Annotated in this window: 13 protein-coding genes; 2 read left to right on the top strand and 11 right to left on the bottom strand. The window is 65.3% G+C overall.

All coding sequences use genetic code 11. The features are described from left to right. Nucleotides 1–124: 124 nt before the first annotated feature. The 9 genes from BOH68_RS13740 to BOH68_RS13780 form a co-directional block, all read right to left on the bottom strand. Entirely contained in the window at nucleotides 125–1,015 is an 891-nt protein-coding gene (locus tag BOH68_RS13740) for a universal stress protein (protein ID WP_077375301.1), read from the bottom strand. Nucleotides 1,016–1,259: 244 nt separating this feature from the next. Then, nucleotides 1,260–2,747 (bottom strand): SulP family inorganic anion transporter, encoded by a 1,488-nt coding sequence (locus BOH68_RS13745; RefSeq protein WP_077375304.1) that lies wholly within the window; start codon nucleotides 2,745–2,747, stop codon nucleotides 1,260–1,262. Nucleotides 2,748–3,011: 264 nt separating this feature from the next. Next, complete coding sequence (locus BOH68_RS13750; protein WP_077375307.1) at nucleotides 3,012–4,022, bottom strand: DMT family transporter; 1,011 nt, start codon at nucleotides 4,020–4,022, stop codon at nucleotides 3,012–3,014. A gap of 4 nt (nucleotides 4,023–4,026) precedes the next feature. Continuing rightward, the gene (locus BOH68_RS13755) at nucleotides 4,027–4,890 is read right to left on the bottom strand and encodes an HAD family hydrolase (RefSeq protein ID WP_077375310.1); all 864 of its coding nucleotides are present in this window, start codon (nucleotides 4,888–4,890) and stop codon (nucleotides 4,027–4,029) included. Between the two features lie 156 nt (nucleotides 4,891–5,046). Further along, nucleotides 5,047–6,036 (bottom strand): cyclodeaminase, encoded by a 990-nt coding sequence (locus BOH68_RS13760; protein WP_240704243.1) that lies wholly within the window; start codon nucleotides 6,034–6,036, stop codon nucleotides 5,047–5,049. Nucleotides 6,037–6,171: 135 nt separating this feature from the next. After that, nucleotides 6,172–7,296: a pyridoxal-phosphate dependent enzyme gene (locus tag BOH68_RS13765; protein ID WP_077375313.1), complete on the bottom strand. Its 1,125-nt coding sequence runs from the start codon at nucleotides 7,294–7,296 to the stop codon at nucleotides 6,172–6,174. Nucleotides 7,297–7,299: 3 nt separating this feature from the next. Then, nucleotides 7,300–8,790, bottom strand: a complete 1,491-nt coding sequence (locus tag BOH68_RS13770) for an aminotransferase (protein ID WP_077375316.1) — start codon at nucleotides 8,788–8,790, stop codon at nucleotides 7,300–7,302. Between the two features lie 75 nt (nucleotides 8,791–8,865). Continuing rightward, nucleotides 8,866–10,383, bottom strand: coding sequence for an NAD-dependent succinate-semialdehyde dehydrogenase (locus tag BOH68_RS13775; RefSeq protein ID WP_373996122.1), 1,518 nt, complete (start codon nucleotides 10,381–10,383; stop codon nucleotides 8,866–8,868). A 326-nt stretch (nucleotides 10,384–10,709) separates the two neighbouring features. Beyond that, the gene (locus tag BOH68_RS13780; RefSeq protein ID WP_077375707.1) at nucleotides 10,710–11,258 is read right to left on the bottom strand and encodes a hemerythrin domain-containing protein; all 549 of its coding nucleotides are present in this window, start codon (nucleotides 11,256–11,258) and stop codon (nucleotides 10,710–10,712) included. 312 nt (nucleotides 11,259–11,570) lie between these two features. On the opposite strand from BOH68_RS13780, the gene BOH68_RS13785 reads away from it, so the two are divergent. Continuing rightward, on the top strand, nucleotides 11,571–12,938 hold the full coding sequence (locus BOH68_RS13785) for a replication-associated recombination protein A (RefSeq protein WP_077375319.1): 1,368 nt from the start codon (nucleotides 11,571–11,573) through the stop codon (nucleotides 12,936–12,938). Nucleotides 12,939–13,011: 73 nt separating this feature from the next. Here the strand turns inward: BOH68_RS13785 and lolA are convergent, their stop codons facing one another. Next, on the bottom strand, nucleotides 13,012–13,680 hold the full coding sequence (gene lolA, locus BOH68_RS13790; protein WP_077375322.1) for an outer membrane lipoprotein chaperone LolA: 669 nt from the start codon (nucleotides 13,678–13,680) through the stop codon (nucleotides 13,012–13,014). A gap of 196 nt (nucleotides 13,681–13,876) precedes the next feature. Further along, a complete protein-coding gene (locus tag BOH68_RS13795) occupies nucleotides 13,877–17,647 on the bottom strand; it encodes a DNA translocase FtsK (RefSeq protein WP_170877401.1) in 3,771 nt (1,256 codons plus the stop codon). Between the two features lie 400 nt (nucleotides 17,648–18,047). Here BOH68_RS13795 and aat point away from each other — a divergent pair, with 400 nt between their 5' ends. After that, on the top strand, nucleotides 18,048–18,770 hold the full coding sequence (gene aat, locus BOH68_RS13800) for a leucyl/phenylalanyl-tRNA--protein transferase (protein WP_077375328.1): 723 nt from the start codon (nucleotides 18,048–18,050) through the stop codon (nucleotides 18,768–18,770). The last annotated feature ends 10 nt before the right edge of the window (nucleotides 18,771–18,780 follow it).

Below are 18,780 nucleotides of genomic sequence, written 5' to 3' on the forward strand. Positions count from 1 at the left end.
GGGTTTCTGCCTTGCGTATCTGTGGCCACTGCCCAAGGGGCGGAAATGACGACGCCGCGCCATCCCGACATGACACGGGAAGGCGCGGCGTTCTCATTGCCCGGCAGGGCGTGTGCTGAACGTGCTAGCGCAGGATCAGCAGCGGCACCGTGGCATTGCGGATCATCTCGGTGGTGGTACTGCCGACCAGCAACTGACGGATGCGCGAGTGGCCGTAGGCGCCCATCACCAGCATGTCGATGGCGTGCTCCTTGGCGTATTCGCGCAGACAGGCTTCCACTTCACCGGCCTTGAGGCTGGCCTGCACGTTGAAGCCCGCTGACTGGAGGGTGTCACGCGCGGTCTCAAGCGGAGCCTGATGCTCCACCGAGTCCGCGCCGACCATCACCAGATGCAGCTCGGCGCCCTGCAGCAGGGGGCTGGCCGCCAGCACCTCGATGGCACGCTTGATGGTGGCGCTGCCATCGAAGGCGATCAACACGCGTGTCGGCGTCTGAAACTCGCCCGGCACTACCAGCACGGGACGATGCAGGCTGCGGATCACGCGCTCCAGATTGGAGCCGAGATGCTCACTGGCCTGCTCCGCCCCTTCCCCGCGCTTGCCGATCACCAGCAGGCGAATCTCGTCCTCAAGCTCGGCCAGTGTCTCGACCAGCTCACCATTGCGCTGGCGAGGGCGTGGTTCGGTGATACCGGCCTGGGTGGCGCGCTCACAGGCGGCTTCCAGCATCAGGCGGCCCTGCTCCTGGGCGATGCGCCCACGCTGCTCATCGAGGGTGGCGAGCTCCTCCAGCAGGTGCTCCCGCGCACCGAGACCGATGCTGCCGGAGAGATCGCCATTGGCGGGTTCGGCGCTTTCATTGCGGTCGATCACATGCAGGATGCTGAGAGGTGCCGACAGGCGCTGGCTGGCCCAGACGGCGGCGTCACACACGGGGGCGGCGAAGGCGGAGCCGTCAATGCAGGCGGTGACCTTGTCATGGCCTGTCGCGGCACTGGCAGAGGATTGGCTCATGGCGGGCTTCCTTGTGCTGACAACAAAAAGTACTGACAACGGAGATGGCGTGCCGACCGGGGCGACGCAGAAGGAGGACTGACATTCCCCCCGCGATGCCGGCGCGGCCTGTTTCGAGATTACCACTTTCCGACCCCATGAACGCAAACGGCGGGCAGCCCGTGAAGGACTGCCCGCCGTCTGACCTTGTCACGCGGCGCGATCAAGCGAAGTGCCAAGATCGCGCAGGGTCAATCGCGCGTGATCAGTGACCCATCAGTTTCTCGACCGCGTCCGGCTTGTCATGCACCGCGAAGCGATCCACCAGCGTGGCGCTGGCTTCATTGAGGCCACGTACCTCGACCTCGGTCCCCTCACGACGGAACTTGACCACCACGGTGTCCAGCGCGCCGATGGCGGTGATGTCCCAGAAGTGCGCACGACTGACGTCGATCACGACACGCTCGACGGTCTCCTTGAGGTCGAAACCGGCCTGGAACTGCTCGCTGGAGGCGAAGAACACCTGACCGACCACGCGGTATTCGCGGGTACGACCATCGGCATTCATGTCGCTGCCGATATGCAGCACCTGGCCGATCTTGTTGGCGAAGAACAGCGCCGAGAGCAGCACGCCGACCAGCACGCCGATCGCCAGGTTGTGGGTCGCGACCACCACGGCCACGGTGCCCAGCATGACGATGTTGGTGGACATCGGGTGGCTCTTGAGGTCACGGATCGACTGCCAGGAGAAGGTGCCGATGGAGACCATGATCATCACCGCGACCAGTGCGGCCATGGGAATCTGCGAGACCCACGGGCCGAGGAACACGACCAGGATCAGCAGCACGACACCCGCCACCATGGTGGAGAGACGCGTACGACCGCCGGACTTCACGTTGATCATCGTCTGACCGATCATCGCGCAACCCGCCATGCCGCCGAGGAAGCCGGTGACGACGTTGGCCGCGCCCTGGCCCTTGCACTCACGGTTCTTGTCGGACGGCGTGTCGGTCAGATCATCGACCAGCGTGGCCGTCATCAGGGATTCCAGCAGACCCACGACCGCCAGCGGCAGCGAGTACGGCAGGATGATCCACAGGGTGTCCAGATTGAAGGGGATGTCCGGAATCAGGAACACCGGCAGGCTGTCCGGCAGCTCACCCATGTCACCGACGGTGCGGATATCCAGACCGACGGCCATCGCGAAGAGGGTCAGCACGATGATGCAGACCAGCGGCGACGGCAGCAGCTTGCCGATCTTCGGCACCAGCGGCAGCAGATAGATGATGCCCAGGCCCGCGGCCGTCATGGCATAGACGTGCCAGGTGACGTTGGTCAGCTCCGGCAGCTGGGCCATGAAGATCAGGATCGCCAGTGCATTGACGAAGCCGGTGACCACCGAGCGCGAGACGAAGCGCATCAGGGAGCCGAGCTTGAAGTAACCAAAGATGACCTGGATCACGCCGGTCATCACGGTGGCGGCCAGCAGGTACTCCAGGCCGTGGTCCTTGACCAGGTCGACCATCAGCAGTGCCATGGCACCGGTGGCGGCGGAAATCATGCCCGGACGGCCACCGGCGATGGCGGTCACCACGGCGATGGAGAAGGAGGCATACAGGCCGACCTTGGGGTCGACACCGGCAATGATGGAGAAGGCGATGGCTTCGGGGATCAGGGCCAATGCCACCACCAGGCCGGACAGGATGTCGGGCCGGAGGTTGGAAAGCCACTGCTGTTTGAGGCTGCTTGTCATCGAGTCGTCCGCAACAGGTTGGGGAAGGTGGTGTGCGTGCTGAATCCTGGCGCTGTCGAGTCAGTCTGGCGTCCGGTTGTGGCAATCTTCATCGCTGCCGTCAGGGGCAGTGCCGCTCGCGCCTGGCTTGCGTCGTGATGCCGCTGTCGTTTCCGGTCGCCCTGTGGCTTTCTTCGCGCCATGAGCTATTCGCTCCGGTCGCCGTGAGGCGTCCAGAGGGCTGTCATTTGACAGTGAATAAACTCGGGGATGGGCGGGATTGTATCAGCTGCGACCGGTGGACGCATCCGCAGAACGCGCGCTCGCCGTCACCGATTGACGGTGACGACGGTCGATCAGACTCTTGATGAGCATCGCGCCCAGCACCAGTGCACCGCCCGCCCAGCCACGCGGGGTGAGCGATTCTTCCACCACCCACCACACCCACAGGATGCCGAACACGCTTTCCAGCAACATCAGCAGCGCCACTTCCGCGGAGGGCAGATAGATCGGGCCACGCTGGATCAGCGTGAAGCCCAGCGGCGAAAGCACCAGGCACAGCAGCACCAGCCAGCCGGCGCGCTGGGCGAAATCGGCACCGTGCGAAGGCCACAGCTGCGTCAGCACGTCACCGCCGCCCTGCGTCATGCTCCACAGGCACGCCAGCAGGCCGCACAGCGCGGTGACCAGCCCGGACAGTGTCAGCATCGGACTCATGTCATGCCCCGGGCGCGTGCGACACAGCGTGAAGTTGCCGGCCAGCGACAGGCTGCAGCCCAGCGCCAGCAGGTTGCCGGTGAGCGTGCCGCTGCCGGCCTCATCGAGCACCAGCAGCGTGATGCCCGCCAGCGAGGCCAGAATCGCGCCCCACACATGGCGTGGCTGACGCTCGCCCAGCCACAGGCGCGACATCAGCGCCGCGAACAGCGGACTGGCGGCGAGGATGATCAGCACATTGCCGGCGCGGGTGTATTGATTGGCGAGCACGAAACCCAGGGTGGAGCCGGTGAACAGCAGCGCGACCCACACGCCGGTACGCCCGCAGCCACGCATGCGCGCCAGGGCGCTGGCGATGCGCTGTGCGGGAGTGCCGCGCTGGAGGGCCAGCAGGAGCAGTGCAAAGCCGATGGCCGTCAGCAGACCGCGCCAGAACACCAGCGGGCCATCGGCGACATCGGCGAGTCGCAGCAGCAGCGCGTCCGGCGAGATCAACAACACCCCGCAGGCCGTCATCGCCACGCCCCGCGCCTGCCGCGAGGCGCGGGCGGCGGCTTCTCGCCCGGCCAGCGGGTTCATGACGTCAGTCCGACAGGCGCGACAGGCGCCAGTCGACCACTGGCCAGCCGCGCGCTTCGGCCAGCTGGCGCAGGGGTGCGTCCGGTTGGGTGGCGTGGGGGAAATCGACCCGCTCCAGCAGGGGCAGGTCATTGTGGGAATCGGAATAGCCCCACAGGGATTGCGGCGTGCGATGGATGCGCTCGGCACCCGCAAGCCAGTCATCCAGCGCCGCCAGCTTGCCTTCGCGGAAGGTGACGATACCGCTGGTGGCTCCGGTGAAGCAGCCCTGCTCATCAAAGGCCGGATGGGTGGCCAGCGCCCCATCGGCGGTCAGACGACTGGCGATGGGCCCGACCAGATGATGCATGGAGGCGGAGATGATCAGGGTGCGATGGCCGGCCTCACCGTGCTCGGCCAGCCGCGCGATGCCACCTTCCAGCAGTCGCGGCATGACCATTTCTTCCACGAAATCATCGACTTCGCGACGCACCTCATCACGATGCCGCCCGACGAGCGGGCTGAGCAGATGGCCGGTGTGCTCGTGGATGTCCAGAGTGCCGGCATGGTATTGCACCTGATGACGCTCGCCGATGGCCATGAAGGCATCGACATCCTTGATCCAGCCACAGGCGACCATCCAGCGCATCCACATGCCAGTGCAGTCGCCATCGAGCAGCGTATCGTCGAGATCGAACACCGCCAGCGGGGCATCCAGCGCACAGTGGTGGCGCACATGGCCCTCCTCCGGCGGCGAGAGCGGCGGCAGCAGGGTCACGGCGTCACAGTCGGCGCAGAGATCCGCCAGCGGTGTGCGGCAGATCTCGACATCGGGCGCAGCGCTCAGGGCACGCGGCCGGGCGGCAGATGAGGACGAGGTACGAGTCACGACAGGCTCCGAGTGGCAAGGGGCGTCAACGGCTTCCTGCCGTCACCTGCGTGACCCTCGCATGCGGCGACGCTGCGGGCAAGTCCGCCGCACCATTCAGGCGCTCCAGCGCTGACGCTGCCAGTACCGACGTTTTCCGTACCGACACTTCCCGTACTAACGCCGGACGAGCCGCGAGAGCGCCAGGCTGGCGATGGCCGTATCCTGCACGCCGGTACCGGTGAGATCCGCCACCGTGATGCAGGTATCTGGAGCCGACCCGCCTGAACGCAGATCACGCCCCTCGGCCAGCAGACGGCCCAGTTCATGCACGTCACGCGATCTGGCCTGCTCGGCCTCCAGCCCTTTCAGCTCGCCGTTGGTCTCGGACTGGGCGCGGGTATCACACACGAAATGATCGCACTCGAGGAGCACATCGGCTTCCAGCTCACGCTTCTCGGGACTGTCGGAGCCCATCGCGGTGACATGCACGCCCTCCGGCAGCATCGAGTAGTCCAGCAGCGGCGTTCGCGAGGGGGTGGCGGTGACGATGATATCGGCGTTCTGGCAGACCGCATGCAGGCTGTCATGACTGCGCACCGTCAGCCCCAGGCGCTCCTCCGTCTCCCGCGCGAAGGTCTCGGCACGCTGCTTGTCCCGCGCCCAGACATCGACACTCTCGATGTCGCGCACCAGCCGCAAGGCCTCCAGCTGCAGGCCGGCCTGCTCACCGGCCCCGATCAGCGCGACCCGCTTGCTGTCCGGGCGAGACAGGGCATCGGCGGCCACGGCGCCGGCCAGCGCGGTTCTCACCGCCGTCAGGTAGCCGCCATCATTGAGCAGCGCCTCGGCAAGGCCCGTCTCGGCGGAGAACACCACCATCAGGCCATTGAGACTCGGCAGGCCGCGGGCGGGATTGTTGAAGAAGCCGGGACTGATCTTGATCGCGAAGTGCTTGAGCCCCTGAATGTGGGCCGTCTTGACGTCCACTTCGCCGTTGGCCTCCTCGATGGCCATCGACAGGATCGGCGGCTGCACCACCTTGCCCTGCCCCAGCGCGATGAAGGCATCACGAATGGCCTTGAGTGCCGTGGTATCCAGCCCCACGACCTCGGCGATCTGTTCGCGTGAATAACTTTGCATGCTGTCCTGAGTCGGTTCCGTCATGCGTCCTCCTCCGGGGGTTCGGGTGTCATCGAGCGCTCTGTTGTCTTCAGGCGCTCTGTTGTCTTCAGGCGTTCTGTTGTCTTCAGGCGTTCTGGTGTCTTCAGGCGTTCTGGTGCTTCAGGCGTCCTGGTGTCTTCAGGCGTTCTGGCCTTGCCCCTGAGCGTCTGCCAGCAGCGCTCTGGCCTGATCGAGCGTTTCCAGGCTGACGCCGTTGCCGCTGATGATCAGCGCGACGCGCTGGCCACGGATCGACTCCGCGAGCGCAGGGTCGGTCTCGCCTCGCCGCGAGGCCTCGAGCGCGGCAAGCCCGACCACCGCAGCGCCCTCCACCAGAAGCTTCTCTTCCTCCAGCAGCATCAGCATGGCGCGGGCGATGGCGCGCTCGCTGACCTGATGGTGATGATCCATCACGCGATGCACCAGCGGCAGCGTGGTGTGGTTGTCCAGGCCAATGCCGCCGCCCAGTGAATCGGCGAGGCTTGCGACCTCCTCCACCTCCACCGGCTTGCCCGCCTGCAGGCTATGCCACATGGCGGCGCCCTCGGTGAGGCTGATGCCATGCACCTGGGTCTCGGGGCGAATCGCCTTGAGCGCCGCCCCGATTCCCCCGAGCAGTCCACCGCCGGAGAGCCCAATCAGCACGTGATCAAGCGACGGGCAATCCTCCAGCAGCTCCAGCCCGATGGTGCCCTGACCGGCCGCGATGAGCGGGTCATCGAAGGGGGGCACCGCCAGCATGCCCTCCTCCTCGACCAGCCGATGGACTTCCCGGAAGGCCTCGTCCTGACTGCGGCCGACACGGCGTACCTCGACGCTGCCGCCGGAGGCACCGCCCAGTTCGCCCAGCGCCTCGATGGCCCGTACCTTGTTGGCGGGTACCTGCTCGGAGAGACAGATGATGGCCTTCAAGCCACGGCGCATCGCGGCATAGGCCAGCGCCCGACCGTGATTGCCGGTGGAGGCAGTGGTCACGCCGCGCGCCAGGCGCGTCACGGCATCCCCCGACGACTGCTCGGCCACGGCCGCCAGCAGGTGGCTGGCACCACGCAGCTTGAAGGCGCCGGTGGGCTGACGGGTTTCCAGCTTGAGCAGGATCTCGGCATCGAAGCGTCGCGACAGTGCCGGGGATGGCACCAGCGCCGTACGCTCGACACCCGTGTCAGTCGATGAATGAAACAGCCGCTGGCGCGCGGCATGGATATCAGCCAGCGCCAGCGGCGTTTCCCGTGGATGCTTGAGCGGGGGCAGGGTCAATGCCATGGCTTACTTATCACCAGAAGCGGGGTCACCAGAAGCGGGGTCACCAGAGGCCAGATCACCGTTGTCGAGAAGCTCCTGATGCACCTTGTCCACGGCGCGGCGCGCGCGGGCGATGATGTCATCGATCTCCTCGGGGGTGATCACCAGCGGCGGTGCGAAGCCGAGAATGTCGCCCTGGGGCATGCCACGGGCGATCAGCCCTTCCTCGAGTGCCGCCGCCGAAATGCGCGGGCCGACCTTGAGTGCGGAATCGAACGCCTTGCGCTCTGACGGCTGCGGTGAGAACTCCAGCGCCGCCAGCAGGCCGATGCCACGCACGTCGCCGACGATGGGGTGATCGGCGAAGGCTTCCTTCATGGCCTTCTGCAGATAGGCGCCGGTATCACGGGCGTTGTCCACCAGCCCCTCACGACGGATGATCTCCAGGTTGGCGACACCTGCCGCTGCGCCCAGCGCGTGGCCGGAGTAGGTCCAGCCGTGGCCGATGGGGCCGAATTCCCCGGTGCCCTGCTCCAGCACCTTCCACACGCGGTCGCCGACGATGACCCCGGACAGCGGCTGATAGGCGCTGGTCAGGCCCTTGGCGATGGTGACCAGGTCCGGCTTGATGCCGAAGTGCTGGTAGCCGAACTGGCTGCCGATGCGCCCGAAGCCGCACACCACCTCGTCACAGATCAACAGGATGTCGTGACGCTTGAGCACGGCCTGGATGGCGTCCCAGTAGCCCTCCGGCGGCGGCACGATGCCACCGGTGCCGAGTACCGGCTCGCCGATGAAGGCGCCGACGGTCTCCGGCCCTTCGGCCTGGATCATCGCCTCGAGCTTGTCGGCACACCAGGCGGAGAATTCACGCTCGCTCATCTCGGCGCATTCCGCGGGGCGACGGTAGTAGTCCGGCGCCTCGGTGTGCAGGATGCCGGCGATCGGCAGATCGAAGTGATCATGGAAGGCCGCCAGGCCGGTCAGCGAGCCTGAGGCGATGCCGGAGCCGTGATAGCCGCGCCAGCGCGAGATGACCTTCTTCTTCTCCGGCTTGCCGATCACGTTGTGGTAGTAACGCACCAGCTTGAGCTGGGTCTCGTTGGCATCGCTGCCGGACATGCCGTAGTAGACCTTGGACATGTCAGGCCCGGCCAGTTCGAGAATCTTCTCGGACAGCGCGATCTGCGGCTCGTTCGAGTGGCCGACATAGGTGTGGTAATAGCTGAGCTTGAGGGCCTGCTCGTGAATGGCATCGGCGACTTCCGTGCGCCCGTAACCGATGTTGACGCAGTAGAGGCCGGCGAAGCCGTCGATCAGCTCACGCCCGTCGCGCTCACGGATGCGGATGCCTTCGCCGCCGGTGATCACGCGGCCCGGCAGATCGCCCTGGGCGAAATCACGCAGGTGGGTGGAGGCATGGAAGGTGACCTTGCGGTCACGGCGAATCAGCTCGTCGGTGCTGATGCTGTCATCGAAGCCGACAGACTGGCGTTGGGTGTTATCGGTGCTCATGTGACTCTCCGAATGGTCCACAAGGGGCGATCGCGCCGTGGCCCTGACCGCCCGTGACAATGAATGATGTCCGTCTCAACTCCCGGAGGCGCTTTCCATCCCACCCAGGCAGTAGTACTTGATATCCAGATATTCCTCCAGCCCCTGGCGACCCCCTTCGCGCCCGAGACCGGATTGCTTGACGCCGCCGAAGGGAATCGGCGCACCGGTCATCTTCACCGAGTTGACCGAGACCATGCCGAAGCGCAGGCCGCGCATCAGCTGCCAGACGCGGCGAATGTCGTGGGTGTAGACGTAGGCGGCCAGGCCGTATTCGGTGTCGTTGGCCATCGCGATCACCTCTTCCTCATCGTGCCAGGCCGTCACGCCGGCCACCGGCGAGAAGGTCTCCTCGCGCCAGGCGCGCATGCTCGGCGTGACATCCGCCAGCAGCACCGGCATGAAGAAGTTGGGGCCGGGAGCCATGCTCTGATCGCCGTGGATCAGCCGCGCGCCCTGCTCGACGGCGTCATCGACGATGGTCTGCGCCTTGGCCACGGCGTCACGGTGGATCAGCGGCCCCATGTCGATACCCGAGACCAGCCCATTGCCGACCTTGAGCTGCTTCATGAGGCGCACGAAGTGGCTCAGGAAATCCTCATACAGGCTGTCGTGCACCAGGATGCGATTGGCGGCGAGACAGTCCTGACCGGAGGTCTGGAACTTGGCATCGACGGCGGCACGCGCCGCCTCCTCGGGGTCCATGTCCGGCCCGACGATGAAGGGCGCATTGCCGCCCAGCTCCAGCGAGACGCGCTTGACGCTGTCGGCGCACTGGGAAAGCAGCAGACGCCCCACCCGGGTGGAACCGGTGAACGAGAGCCCGGCGACACGCGGGTCATCACACAGCTGCTTCGAGACTTCCGCGGCTTCGCCGGTGATGACACTGAAGACACCGGCGGGAATCCCGGCACGCTCGGCAAGCTCCGCCAGCGCCAGCGCCGAGAACGGGGTCTCGCCGGCGGGCTTGACCAGCACCGTGCAGCCTGCCGCCAGCGCGGCGGCGGCCTTGCGGGTGATCATCGCCAGCGGGAAGTTCCACGGCGTGATCAGCGCGGCCACGCCGATGGGTTCACGCACGGTGCCCAACGCGGCATTCGGGATATGACTGGGGATGGTCTCGCCGAAGGCACGGCTGCCCTCCTCGGCGAACCAGTGAACGAAGCTTGCGCCGTATTCCACCTCGCCACGGGCATCGTCCAGCGACTTGCCCTGCTCACGGGTCATCAGCATGGCGAGATCCTGCTTGTGGGCGCGGATGAGGTCATACCAGGCATCCAGCAGCTCGCCGCGCTGGTCCGCCCGCAGCTTGCGCCATTCCCGCTGGGCCTCATCGGCCGCGGCAATGGCAGCATCGATCTGCGTGGACTCGAGCCACGGCACCTGACCGAGGCGCTCGCCGGTGGCGGGGTCGAAGACCGCTTCCTCACGGCCTGCCTCACCATGCACCCAGCAGCCGTTCACGTAGGCAAGCTGACGAAACAGTCGCGGGTCTTCCAGTGCCATGCCATCGCTGGCGCTGGCCCACTGACGGGTAAGGGTCTGGACACTCATGGCGCTCTCCCCGGCCGAAGGGCCGTCATCTGGACACTCAGACGATCTGCCCCTTGTGGATATCGGCAAGGATGCACATCACTGAGCACTGCATGGGCAGTGTCCTTCGCGCAGCCCGAGGCCTGCGAAGGACGCGTTTCAGTGACTTCAGTGTGGGGGATGTGACGGGAGGAGACTTTCGGGAATGCCCGCCAGAGGCTTGGCGTTCTTTCTGTTGTGGCGGGCGAAATGGCGGTTTTTTCTGTCAGACGGGGTCGCGCTCCGGCGCAATGCTCTGGAGCGCGACCTCACCTTCACGAGACGACAGGGCCTTCATGTGCAGGGGATCAGGCGGTCACGACCTCACTTTCGGTCAGCTCGGCGTAGAGTTCCGGATAGGCTTCCTGCAGACGCTCAAGCTCTGCACGGGCATGCGGGATGGCGTCGGTCAGCTGCTGCCATTCCTCATCACTGAGATTGTCCCGCATCAGCGGAAACAGCTCGGTACGCTCGGCACGCAGGTAGTCACGATGCGCTTCGACATAGTCGCGCAGATCATGGATGAACTGATCCATCGGTATGATCTGATCCATCAGGATGCTGTCGAGATTGTCGGACAGCTTGGAGAGACGGCCGTGCAGAGTGTGATACTGCTGGATGAGCCGCTGACACAGGGGTGAGGCATCCTCGGAGCGCTCGCACAACATTTGCGTGCATTGACGCTCCAGCGGAATGATGAAGCCCTGCATGTAATCGAGAATGTAATCCACCACTTCCCGCATCATGCGAAAGTCCGGGCGTTCGCCACTGACCAGTGTCCTGTGGCGATGCGAGAGCACGTGCAATAGACGCGCCATGTTGGCGTGGTCCTGGCGCAGCTGAGTCACATTGGGCATGACTTCCTCCTCCTGACGGAACAGGTGGCCGATGCTGGCAGACAGCGCTGCCGCCTCGGGCATTGCTACCGAATGTAGCAATGTCGTCATCCTGAAGTGTAGGACACATCCCATGAGCGCCCGTTAGACGTTGGGCGGGATTGCCTGAATGCGCGAGGCATGCTGTCAGGAAAACATGACAGTCCGTGAAGAAGTCACGGATGGTCTGATGCCGTTGGCAGGCCGCGCCAGCCCTGCTGATTTGTACAGGCTTGCGTGATCGGCCATGATGAGCGCATTCCCCGCCCACGCCTGCCGGAGCCTGACTCGCCGATGGATCTCTTTGCCGATACCGCCTCGAATTCCCATGCGCCATTGGCCTACCGCATGCGACCGCGCACGCTGGAAGATTACATCGGCCAGGCGGCGCTGGTCGGGCCTGACATGCCGCTGCGCCAGATGGTGGAATCCGGCGTGGTGCGCTCGATGATCCTGTGGGGGCCGCCGGGCGTCGGCAAGACGACGCTGGCCGAGATACTGGCCCACGGCTGCGATGCACACCTTGAACAGCTGTCGGCGGTGATGGCGGGCGTGAAGGACATCCGCGAGGTGGTGGAGCGAGCGCGCCACCATCAGGCCAGCGAGCGCCAGACGGTGATGTTTCTCGATGAGATCCACCGCCTCAACAAGAGTCAGCAGGACGCCCTGCTGCCGCATGTGGAGTCGGGTCTGCTGACGCTGATCGGCGCGACCACCGAGAACCCGTCCTTCGAGGTCAACTCGGCACTGCTGTCGCGGGCGCGGGTCTATGTGCTCAAGGCACTGGACGAGGAGGATCTGATCGAGGTGCTGACCCGTGCCTTGCGCGATGAGGTCAATGGCCTCGGTACGCGTCAGATCGACGCCAGCCGCGAGACGCTGACCCGGATTGCGCGGGCAGCCTCGGGAGATGCGCGTCGTGCCCTGGGCCTTCTGGAAACCGCCTGCGACTTCGTGCGCCGTGAGCCAGATGCCCAGGGGGGAACGCGCGAGATACTCGAGGACAGCTCGCTGGAGGCCGTGCTGGGCCATCAGGCCTCAAGCTTCGACAAGCAGGGCGATGACTATTACGACCTGCTGTCGGCGATCCACAAGTCGGTACGCTCCTCGCGCCCCGACGCGGCGCTTCTGTACATGGCACGCTTCATGGATGGCGGCGGGGATCCGCTGGATGTGGTGCGTCGGCTGGCGGCGATTGCCTCCGAGGATGTGGGCAACGCCGACCCGCGCGCCCTGCCGCTGACCATCGCGGCCTGGGACGCCTATCTGCGCCTGGGCGACTACGAGGGCCAGCGTGCCATCGCGCATGCGGCGATCCACCTGGCCATCGCCCCCAAGAGCAACGCCATCGACACGGCGTGGAAGGAGGCCAGAGCCTTCGTGCGCCAGCAGCCGCATTTCGGGGTGCCGGTCTATCTGCGCAATGCGCCGACGACCCTGATGAAGGAGCTGGGCATGGGCGAAGGCTATCGCTATGCCCACAACGAGCCCAACGGCTATCCCGCCGGCACGGCGCACAACGCCTGGCCCGAGGAACTGCCGGTACAGCAGTTCTACCGCCCGACCCAGTATGGCGGCGAGAAGCGCTTTGCCGAGATAGAGCGCTGGCGCCGCGAGCTGGATGACCACGCCGACCGGAACACGCCTGACGCCCAGTCGTGAGCGCCAGAAACGACAACGCCCGGGCCATCTGGCCCGGGCGTTGTCGTCTGATCATCATGTCACTGCTCGCGGATCACTGCTCGCGAATGACATCCGCACCTTCAGGAATCTGGAACACGAAGCGACTGGCCTCCAGACTCGGGTTGTACTGGACATCATGGAAATCGATGGCCGTACGCTGGCCGGTGGAATCGGCCATCTGCAGCATATCGAGCTGCTCGCCGTCGAAGGTCAGCTTGAGGCTTTCAAACAGGGTGTCGGCCTGCTTGGGCGTCAGCGTGAAGGTCTCGCGGGCCCCCTGCTGCTGGCGCTCGACATCGTAGTTGGCGGTCAATTCGCTGGAACGCCCGGACAGCAGCAGTGCCGGCGTGTGCGTCACGCGCTCATCCAGCGGCTGCACGGTGACCTGCTCCAGATCCGGGTCATGCAGATAGACTTCCTTGCCGTCGGAGACCACCTCCTGGCGGTATGGCGCGTCGACGCTCCAGCGGAACTTGCCCGGACGTGACAGCCACATCTTGCCGTGGGCTTCCTGCAGACGCTGGCCCGAGGCATCGAGAATCTGCTGATCGAAGTCGGCGGTATAGGTCTTGAGGGGCTCCAGCAGGCGAGAAAGACGCTCTCCGGCGGCGTCATCGGCGTGGGCAGGCAGGCTGGCCATGCCCAGCATCAAGGCGGCGCCCAGCCCCTTGGCCAGACGGGTGGTCAATGAGGAAACGAAAGAACGTGACGGTGTATTCATGACACTCCTTGCAATGAGACGGACATGGCTGCGGCCTGAGGCCTCGACGCGCGATATCCACCTCATGTCAGCGATTCGGGTTGTGGCCTGCCAGTCTCGCCGCGAGTCTGACAGGTGATCTGACGTCTTTGACACGAAGGGGAGCCAAAAGCTCCCCTTCGTGTCTTTCATGTTTCAACTCAAACGCTTGGCTGCCCTAGCCGCTATGGTTGGGGGCGAGCACTTCCCGCGAGCCGTTGGTGCCCATCGCGGAGACGACACCGGCCATTTCCATGGCCTCGACCAGCCGCGCGGCACGGTTGTAGCCGATCTTGAAGCGCCGCTGCACGGCGGAGATGGAAGCCCGACGCGACTCGACCACATAGGCGACCGCTTCATCGTAGAGCGCATCCTGCTCGGCATCGCCGTCCTCGCCTTCGGCCTCAAGCCCGGCCAGCGCATCCGCCTGCACGCCGCCGGTGAGGATCTCCTCGATATACTCCGGCGTGCCGCGACGCTTCCAGTCATCCACCACGCGGTGCACCTCGTCATCATCGACGAAGGCGCCGTGGACACGCGTCGGCATGCCGGCACCGGCCGGCAGATAGAGCATGTCACCATGGCCCAGCAGATCTTCCGCACCGCCCTGGTCGAGAATGGTGCGCGAGTCGATCTTGGAAGAGACCTGGAAGGCCATGCGCGTCGGGATGTTGGCCTTGATCAAGCCGGTCACCACGTCCACTGATGGGCGCTGAGTGGCCAGAATCAGGTGAATCCCCGCGGCACGCGCCTTCTGGGCCAGACGTGCGATCAGCTCCTCTACCTTCTTGCCGACGATCATGAACATGTCGGCAAACTCGTCGATCACCACCACGATGTAGGGCAGCTTGGCGAGCACCGGCGGATGCTGGTGCATCTCCCAGGGCTGTGGCTCCCACAGCGGGTCAGCGATCTGGGCGCCATGCGCCTCGGCTTCATCGATCTTGGCATTGAAGCCGGCCAGGTTACGCACCCCCATGGCGGCCATCAGCTTGTAGCGACGCTCCATCTCGGCGACACACCAGCGCAGGGCATTGGCGGCCTCCTTCATGTCCGTCACCACCGGTGCCAGCAGGTGCGGGATGCCGTCATAGACCGACAGCTCCAGCATCTTGGGGTCGACCATGATCATGCGCACTTCATCTGGCGTGGCCTTGAGCAGCATCGAGATCAGCATCGAGTTGATGCCGACCGACTTGCCCGAACCAGTGGTACCGGCCACCAGCAGGTGAGGCATCTTGCCCAGATTGGCGACCACCGGTGCGCCCCCGATGTCCTGACCCAGCGCCAGCGTGACCGGCGAATCCGCCAGCTGATAGGCATCCGAGTCGAAGACTTCGCGCAGGCGGATCATGGCGCGATTGGGGTTGGGAATCTCGATGCCGACCGTGGGACGCCCCGGAATCACCTCGACTACCCGCACGCTCTTGACCAGCAGTGAGCGCGCCAGGTCAGTCGACAGGTTGGAGATCTTGGAGGCCTTGACCCCCGGCGCCGGCTGGATCTCGAAGCGCGTGATGACCGGCCCCGGCCACACATCCGCCACCTCGGCCTTCACTCCGTACTCGCGCAGACGCACCACCAGCAGCTCGGCCATCTGGTCGAGTTCTTCTTCGCTGTAGTTGGGCTTCTGCTCATCCGGGGGCGTCAGCAGGCTGAGCTGTGGCAGATCGCCCTCCGGCGCCTCTTCGTGATCCGATCCCTCGTGACGCTGACTCTGCAGGTGCTCCACGGTCCAGAGTGTCGGCCCGGAGGGATCCCGTACCGCTTCCTGCGCATCTTCCGCCGTCGCCAGTCGCCCGGCACCCGGCACCATGCCGGACTCATCGCCGTCATAGGCCCAGCTCGGACGCTCAGGCGTCGCGTTGGCGGGGGCCTGCTGCGGCTCGATCTCGTCTTCCGGCACCTGCGGCTCTGCCGGCTGCAACGGGGCGGCCGACTCACGAGCGGCCAGCTCTCGAGAAGCTGGCTCTCGGGAAACCTGCTCAGGCTCTGACGCACGTGGCGCCGGCTCCGTCGGTTCTGCCGGTGTCGGTGTCGGAGCCGAAGTTGACGTCGGGACGCCACCAGCACCGCTCGCACCAGCCGTTGCCGAACCCGATGCGGTGGGTGTGGCATCGGTGGATTTTCCGGTGGGGGCCTCGAAGGCATCATCCCAGGAGACGACGGCCTTGCGCGAGGCCGCTGCTGCCACACCGGCAGCCATCACGCCGGCACCGACCGCAGCGCCTGCCAGGGAGGACTCTCTCGGTAGCGGTGCATCCTCTTCATCACGCGGCTCAGGCGGCTGAAGCGCCGGATTGGCTGCCTTGTGAGCGCGTTCGGCTTCCTGCGCGGCGGCCTGACGGGAGGTCTCGGCCTCATGCTGGGCCTGACGTGCCGCTTCTGCTTCACGGACTGCCTTGGCTTCACGGGCTGCTTCAGCCTCACGTGCCGCTTCCGCTTCACGCGCTGCCGCTTCTGCTTCGCGGGCCGCCTCAGTCTCACGGTCTGCCTGGCTCTGCGGCGCCTTGTCAGCTTCGCGGGAGGTCGACTCTGCCTGGCGAGTGTCCTGACGCGCTGCAGGTGCGAAGGCAGACGCAGCGTCCCACTCCTTCGCTGGCCGGGAATCTGTCACCGGTGCGGTTTCGCTCACCGAGCTATCGACTGGCGGCGTGCTGCCGGACGTCAACGCCTCGGCGTCACGGGACGCCGAGGCGTGACGCTGACGCTCGGCTTCGATGGCAGAGGCATCCGGCAGGCGCGAGCGGGTCACATCGGCGCGTGAGTCTTCGGCGCTCTCGAGCGAGGCTGCCGTTCTGGGGGCCGCGGCAGCCTGGGACGCCACGGCCGCCTGCACGGCGCTGGCAAGCTCGACGCCCTCGATGTTGACCGTGGCACTCTGCACCGTCATGCGTTCGGTGTAGGCAGCCCCCGGTACCTTGGCGGAAGGCGTGGTCTCGGCTGTCTGCCAGGGGATATCCGTGCTGCGATCATTGGCGAAATCGTCGTCACCGCCAAGCGAGGGTTCCACCCGACGCTTGCCACGTGGCTCAGCCGCCAGAGTGTCGTCGGCCTGCGCTGCGCCAAGCAGTATCTCGTCACTGTCTTCTTCCCACTCGACACGCTCGTCTCGACGGCGCGGCAACAGACGCTGCCACCAGCTCAGTCGCTCATCATCACGCTCCGGCTCGTTGTCGGCATCGTTCTCGTCGTGAGTCAGCGCCTCCTCGGCATAGGTCGCCTCGTCATCGTATTCATCATCACGACGACTGTTGAGTCGCTCCTTCAGCCAGACGCCAAGGCGCATGCAGCCATTGCCCAGCTCGTCCATGACCGTCAGCCACGACATGCCGGTAAACAGCGTGAAACCACACAGGAAGCTGGCAAGCGACGCCAGCACGGTGCCGCCCATGCCGATCAAGGGCGTGAGCGCTCCTGCGATGCCCTTGCCGAGAATACCGCCGGCACCGTTGGTCAGCTGGCTGTCAGGGCTGTAGAACTGGATATCGCCGATCACGCAAGTCGCCATGATCAACAGGAAGAGCCCGCCGGCACGCACCGCGATGGTGGTCGGGTCCCACACCAGCTCGGTGCTGGGTTGACGCATCAGACGCCAGGCACCGAAACCGAGCATGGCAGGCCACCACAGGGCGCTGCCACCGAACAGGGAATACAGGACGTCGGACAACCAGGCACCGATGCTGCCCATCCAGTTGCTCGTCGTCGACTCAGGTCCGCTGTAGGACCAGCCGGGGTCCGTCGGCGCGTAGCTGAACAACGCCAGCAGCATGAAGACGCACAGGCTGAGCATGAGGATGACCACGCCTTCACGGCTGACACCCTGCAAGGTGGTCGTCAGTCGTGAAGGCGGGCGAGCCTGGGCTTCCGCGCGTCGTTCGGCACGGATGGCCTTGCGCTCCTCGCGTTCAGCCTGGCGCTCTTCACGGCGCAGGGCCGCCGCGCTCATCTCGCGCGGTTCATTCCTGCTCGTGTCCTTCTTCGCGGGCTTGCCCGAGACTCTGGGCGTCTTGCGGGGCGCGGGCTTGCTGGCCGCTGAAGCGCCCCGCAGACGAGCGAAGAAGCCTGGCGCATCCGCCTTCTGGCGGGCACGCTTTCTCGGTGTTGCTGCCGCGCGGCGGCTGCGGGTCTCCGGCTTCGCCTGATCCCGACTTGTCTTTCTGGCACTCTTGGCAGTCAAGTCGCCATCCCCCTTGCACCTTGTGGGCGATTTTCCATGTACCTTCAGCCGGTTATCATAACCATCCGATGGCAGTGACGTCACAATTGCCGATTCACGTCTGCCCATGACATCCAGGTGTCACGAGCGCATTGCACTGAGCTGTTCACGATCCAACAAGAGACTGCCCATGCTGCCCTGGCTTCCTCCTGCCCCCGTACGCTTCCCGCATGCCAGCGAAGCGCTGAGCGACCCCGATGGCCTGCTGTGCGCGGGCGGCGACCTCAGCCCCGAGTGGTTGCTGGCGGCCTACCCTCGCGGGATCTTTCCCTGGTTCAGCCCGGGTGACCCGATACTGTGGTGGTCGCCAGACCCGCGCATGGTGCTGAGACCCGAGGAGGTGCGCGTACGTCGCAGTCTGGCCAAACGCCTGCGCAATGGCGGGTTCCACTTCAGCATCGACCGCGACTTTACCGGCGTCATCGATGCCTGTGCCAGCATTTCCCGTGAGGGGCAGGCCGGCACATGGATATTGCCAGAAATGCAGCAGGCCTACATCGCTCTGCATGCCATGGGTCACGCCCACAGCGTCGAGGTCTGGCAGGGTGACAGCCTGGTAGGCGGCCTGTATGGCGTGGCCTGTGGCCGGGTCTTCTTCGGTGAGTCCATGTTCTCTCGCACCACGGATGCCTCGAAGATGGCACTGGTCGTGTTGTGCCGTGAACTTGAAGCACGCGGCTTTCCGCTGATCGATTGCCAGATGCACACCCCGCACCTGGAGAGCCTTGGGGCTTGCAGCATCGCTCGCAGCGAATTCATCAGCTATCTTGACCAGTATGCCACTGGCGAAGGGCATGAGGGCAAGTGGTCACTGACAACCGAGCCCTTGAAACACGGCAATCAAGACCTGTGAGCCATAACGC

Source organism: Cobetia sp. MM1IDA2H-1, assembly GCF_002916775.2.
Lineage (GTDB): Bacteria > Pseudomonadota > Gammaproteobacteria > Pseudomonadales > Halomonadaceae > Cobetia > Cobetia marina.

What these genes read in the sequence shown, in the direction of transcription:
- BOH68_RS13785 (WP_077375319.1), top strand. Translation starts at nt 11,571, where the DNA reads ATGGATCTCTTTGCCGATACCGCCTCGAATTCCCATGCGCCATTGGCC.
- BOH68_RS13740 (WP_077375301.1), bottom strand. Translation starts at nt 1,015, where the DNA reads ATGAGCCAATCCTCTGCCAGTGCCGCGACAGGCCATGACAAGGTCACC.
- BOH68_RS13750 (WP_077375307.1), bottom strand. Translation starts at nt 4,022, where the DNA reads ATGAACCCGCTGGCCGGGCGAGAAGCCGCCGCCCGCGCCTCGCGGCAG.
- lolA (WP_077375322.1), bottom strand. Translation starts at nt 13,680, where the DNA reads ATGAATACACCGTCACGTTCTTTCGTTTCCTCATTGACCACCCGTCTG.
- BOH68_RS13780 (WP_077375707.1), bottom strand. Translation starts at nt 11,258, where the DNA reads ATGCCCAATGTGACTCAGCTGCGCCAGGACCACGCCAACATGGCGCGT.
- BOH68_RS13760 (WP_240704243.1), bottom strand. Translation starts at nt 6,036, where the DNA reads ATGACGGAACCGACTCAGGACAGCATGCAAAGTTATTCACGCGAACAG.
- BOH68_RS13745 (WP_077375304.1), bottom strand. Translation starts at nt 2,747, where the DNA reads ATGACAAGCAGCCTCAAACAGCAGTGGCTTTCCAACCTCCGGCCCGAC.
- BOH68_RS13770 (WP_077375316.1), bottom strand. Translation starts at nt 8,790, where the DNA reads ATGAGCACCGATAACACCCAACGCCAGTCTGTCGGCTTCGATGACAGC.
- BOH68_RS13775 (WP_373996122.1), bottom strand. Translation starts at nt 10,383, where the DNA reads ATGAGTGTCCAGACCCTTACCCGTCAGTGGGCCAGCGCCAGCGATGGC.
- BOH68_RS13795 (WP_170877401.1), bottom strand. Translation starts at nt 17,647, where the DNA reads ATGAGCGCGGCGGCCCTGCGCCGTGAAGAGCGCCAGGCTGAACGCGAG.
- aat (WP_077375328.1), top strand. Translation starts at nt 18,048, where the DNA reads ATGCTGCCCTGGCTTCCTCCTGCCCCCGTACGCTTCCCGCATGCCAGC.
- BOH68_RS13765 (WP_077375313.1), bottom strand. Translation starts at nt 7,296, where the DNA reads ATGGCATTGACCCTGCCCCCGCTCAAGCATCCACGGGAAACGCCGCTG.